A 4,040-nucleotide genomic window follows, 5' to 3' on the forward strand; every position below is an offset into this window, starting at 1 on the left:
CCGCGCTCCCGTGGGCGCGGCCACCGGGCTCACCAGTGAATGGTCACCGGGTCACCGATGTTGACGTTGGCGAAGTACCACGCGGCGTCATCGGGGGACAGGTTGATGCAGCCGTGGCTGACATTGGCGTAGCCCTGCGAGTCCACCGACCACGGTGCCGAGTGGACGAAGACGCCGCCCCAGGTCAGGCGCACCGCGTACTCGCCGGTGAGCAGGTAGCCCTCCGGGCTGTTGAGCGGGATGCCGATGGTGCGGGAATCGAAGGTGGTGGTCCGGGCCTTCTCGATCACCGTGAAGGTGCCGGTCGGCGTCTCGTAGCCGGACTTGCCCATCGACGCGGGCATGGTCCGCGATTCACCGCTGGGCAGCGTCACCGTGAACGAGAAATTGGACATGTCGGCGTCCGCCGTGGTGCCGCCGACGGCGGTGCGGACCTCGGAGCGGGCGTTACCCGCGGGAACTGCCTGCGGTGCCACCTCCACCGCCGCGGCCGTACCGGAGGTGACCGCGGCGAATGTCGCGATCACGATAGCCAGGAACAGATGACGAATCACGTTCCACATGGCTCCACCCCCTTAGGTGGTGTGGTATTGAGACGTTCATTCTAGTGCTTCATGATCATGTAATCCTCCGGAAAGTGTCCGGTTCGTGACCAAAACGCGGCCTGTCGCAACATCTCTCACGGCGAGCCGTCTGTTAACGGCGTACCCGATGTAGTGCCCGGTAACCGGGCATAACGGACCGTCGCTGCGCGCGGTGGCGGGCAGCTCCGTAGCATCGGTGATCGTGTTGCCGGTCGAGCAGAAGACGAATGCCGCGACGGAACCGGACGAGTCCGGGCCGAGGCGGCGGTGGTGGACACCGATCCGGATGCTGCTGCTGGCGGTGGCGGCGCTGCTCGGGCTGTACTCGATCCTGTCCCAGGTGCTCGCCCTGGTGCCGGTCTCCTGGACGGGCCCGCTGCTGCGACTGCGCCCGCTGCAGGCCGGCGTGCTCTCGATCGGCTGGTTCCGCGACAGCTTCGGCTCCTGGAACGTCGTGGTGGCGGTCGTCGCCGTATTCGCGGCGCTGGTGGCGATCCGCCTGCGCCGCACCCGGCCCGCCGGATCGGTGGCCGCCGCGTCGGTCACCGGGTTGGTGCTGTGCCTGGTCACCAGCGTCGGGCTGGCGCTCTCGGCGCACGCGGCCACCGGATCCTGGACGCTGTTCGCGCCGCTGCCGCTGGTTTCGGCGGGAAAGGTGCCCAACGAGACCGTGACCTACGCGACGCTCGACGGGCAGCGCATGCAGGCGGATCTGTACCTGCCTCCCGCGAGCGCCGCGCCCGCCCCGTTGGTCGTGAACATCCACGGCGGGGGATTCATCGCGGGCAGCCGGGGTCCCTCCCCGTACAACCACTGGCTGGCCGGGCGCGGCTACGCGGTCCTCGACGTCGACTACCGCCTGTCCGATTCCGGCACGCTGCGCTGGAACACCGAGGATGCCGACGTCGGCTGCGCGATGACCTGGGCCGCGGCGAACGCGGGCAGGTACCGCTGGGATATGAATCGCGTGGCCACCTTCGGCGGATCGGCGGGCGGCAACCTCGCGATCAATGTCGCGTACAAGGCGAATGCGGGACGCTTGCGGCCGAGCTGCGGGACCGCGGCGGAGATCCCGAAGGTCCGCGCGGTCGTGGCCGTGTACCCGGCCGTGAATCTGACCGCATCGGCCGACGACAGCGCCGAGGGCGAACACGTCGCCCGCGAATACATCGGCGGCTCGGCCGCGGAATTCCCGGATCGCTACGCCGCGACCGACTCCGCGCCCCAGATCACCCCGGCGGCACCGCCGACGCTGCTGTTCCAGGGGCGCGGCGATCATCTCGTCTTCGCCTCGCACACAGCGCAATTCGCGGACCGGCTGACCGCTGCGGGCATCCGCAACCGCTACGTCGAGCTGCCGTTCCTGGACCACGGATTCGACGCCGAGGTCCTCAATACCGGGGCCGAGGTCGGCCGCGAGGTCACCCTGGACTGGCTCGAACGCTACGACAAGCCCTGAGAGGTAGGAGCCTCAGCCGGTGACGGCGGCGACCACGTCGGCGTGCAGGGCGTCGGCGCGGGCGATGATCTCCTCGATGGTGCGCAGCACCGGGGCGAACTGCGCGCCGTGGCCGTCGCTCAGCGAGGCCACGTTGATGGCGATATTGAGCCGCGAGCTGGTCGCGGCGGCGCGCGCGGCATCGGCGGCGGCGCCGATGTCGGTCACCACGTTCGGGTTGCCGATGGGCAGCAGATCGGTTGCCAGGGAGAGGATTTCGTCGGCCGCGGCCACGACGGCGGCCGGGACGCGGGCGGCCTCGAGCAGCGCGGCGGTGATGGCCTCGGCGCGGGCGGCGGTCTCGCTGTCGGTCGATTTGGGCAGCTTGTAGGCCGCCCCGACGGCGGTGAAGGCGGCGGCGTCCGCATCGGCCAGGGCCAGCGCGCGCTCGCGGGCGGCGTCGGCGGCCGCGATGATGCGGTCGACCACCGGCCGATTGTCGGCGTCCTTGGCCCGGGTGGTGTAGCGGGCGACCATGGCCACCAGCGCGGCTCCCTGCGCGGCGTGCAGCGCGGCCACCGCACCGCCGCCGGGCGCCGGGATCTTGGCCGCCAGATCGTCCAGGTACCGGCCGATCGTCGACTCCCCGAAGGTGGTGGTGTCCTGTGACGACGCGGTGTCCTGAGACATGCTGCGGGGCCTCCCGTTTGATGCTGGGCGAACGGTTCGCCGACAACCCTATCGGGCGCCCCGGGAGGCCCGGGCGGACGGGGCCGAGCCACCGTGTGGGAAGTCCCGCGCGATCGCCCCGCGCAGGCGCTCGCGCGAGACAGTGAGTAGGTTCGGGTCCATGCGTATCGGACTGGGCATCAACTATGCGGGTGGGTTCAAAGAGGTGGCGGCCGAGGTCGCCGATCTGGAGCGGGCGGGCCTGGATATCGCCTTCGTGCCCGAGGCGTACTCCTACGACGCGGTGAGCGGCCTGGGCTACCTGGCCGCCAAGACCGAGCGCGTGCAGCTGGCGTCGGGCATCCTGCAGCTCTACACCCGCACGCCCACGCTGACCGCCATGACCGCGGCGGGCCTGGACTACGTCTCCGACGGCCGCTACATCCTGGGCCTGGGCGCCTCCGGCCCGCAGGTGATCGAGGGCTTCCACGGCGTGCCCTACGACGCCCCGATCGGGCGGACGCGCGAGGTCATCGAGATCTGCCGCAAGGTGTGGCGGCGCGAGCGCCTGCAGCACGACGGCAAGTACTACACGATCCCGCTGCCCGCCGAGCGGGGGACCGGACTGGGCAAGCCGCTCAAGCTGATCAACCACCCTGTCCGCGAACGCATTCCGGTGCTGCTGGCCGCCCTCGGGCCGAAGAACGTCGAGCTGGCCGCGGAGATCGCCGAGGGCTGGCAGCCGATCTTCTTCCTGCCGGAGAAGGCCCGCGACATCTGGGGTGACGCGCTCGCGGCCGGGCGGGCCAACCGCGATGCGGCACTGGGTGATCTGGAGATCTACGCCGGTCCGGCGCTGGCCATCGGCGACAACGTCGGCGGGCTGCGCGAATTCGTCAAGCCGCACCTGGCGCTCTACATCGGCGGCATGGGCGCCAAGGGGAAGAACTTCTACCACACCCTGGCCACCAAATACGGCTACGGCGCCGAGGCCGACCGCATCCAGGAGCTGTACCTGGCGGGCGAGAAGGAGGCGGCCACCAAGGTGGTGCCCGACGACCTGGTCCGCGACATCTCGCTGATCGGTTCCGCGGGTTTCGTGAAGGAGCGGATCGCGGCGTTCCGCGAGGCCGGGGTCACCGCGCTGAACGTGGTGCCGCTGGCGGGCACGCCGGGCGAGCGGGTCAAGCTGATCGAGCAGCTGCGCGAATTGGTCTGATCCCGGCCAAAAGCGCGCCGGGAAATAGGGGGGGGCGGGGGGCGGGGGGGATGGGGGGGGACCCGCGGCGGGGGGGCAGCCGGCCCGCCCGGCCCCGAGCGCAAGATAACGGGGGGGGTGGCCGGGGGGA

At 70.7% G+C, this 4,040-nt stretch carries 3 protein-coding genes and 1 pseudogene; 2 read left to right on the top strand and 2 right to left on the bottom strand.

The window, feature by feature from the left end; translation table 11 throughout:
- Positions 1–29: 29 nt before the first annotated feature.
- A pseudogene (locus QH290_RS21610) lies at positions 30–482 on the bottom strand (L,D-transpeptidase); the annotation flags it as partial.
- Positions 483–786: 304 nt separating this feature from the next.
- On the opposite strand from QH290_RS21610, the gene QH290_RS21615 reads away from it, so the two are divergent.
- Positions 787–2,043: an alpha/beta hydrolase gene (locus tag QH290_RS21615; RefSeq protein ID WP_280267093.1), complete on the top strand. Its 1,257-nt coding sequence runs from the start codon at positions 787–789 to the stop codon at positions 2,041–2,043.
- 12 nt (positions 2,044–2,055) lie between these two features.
- Here QH290_RS21615 and QH290_RS21620 read toward each other — a convergent pair whose 3' ends face one another.
- Positions 2,056–2,712, bottom strand: coding sequence for a cyclodeaminase/cyclohydrolase family protein (locus tag QH290_RS21620; RefSeq protein WP_280384753.1), 657 nt, complete (start codon positions 2,710–2,712; stop codon positions 2,056–2,058).
- Between the two features lie 160 nt (positions 2,713–2,872).
- Here QH290_RS21620 and QH290_RS21625 point away from each other — a divergent pair, with 160 nt between their 5' ends.
- On the top strand, positions 2,873–3,910 hold the full coding sequence (locus QH290_RS21625; RefSeq protein ID WP_280384755.1) for an LLM class F420-dependent oxidoreductase: 1,038 nt from the start codon (positions 2,873–2,875) through the stop codon (positions 3,908–3,910).
- Positions 3,911–4,040 lie beyond the last annotated feature (130 nt).

Origin of the sequence: Nocardia wallacei (assembly GCF_029869545.1) — a bacterium.
GTDB lineage: Bacteria > Actinomycetota > Actinomycetes > Mycobacteriales > Mycobacteriaceae > Nocardia > Nocardia wallacei_A.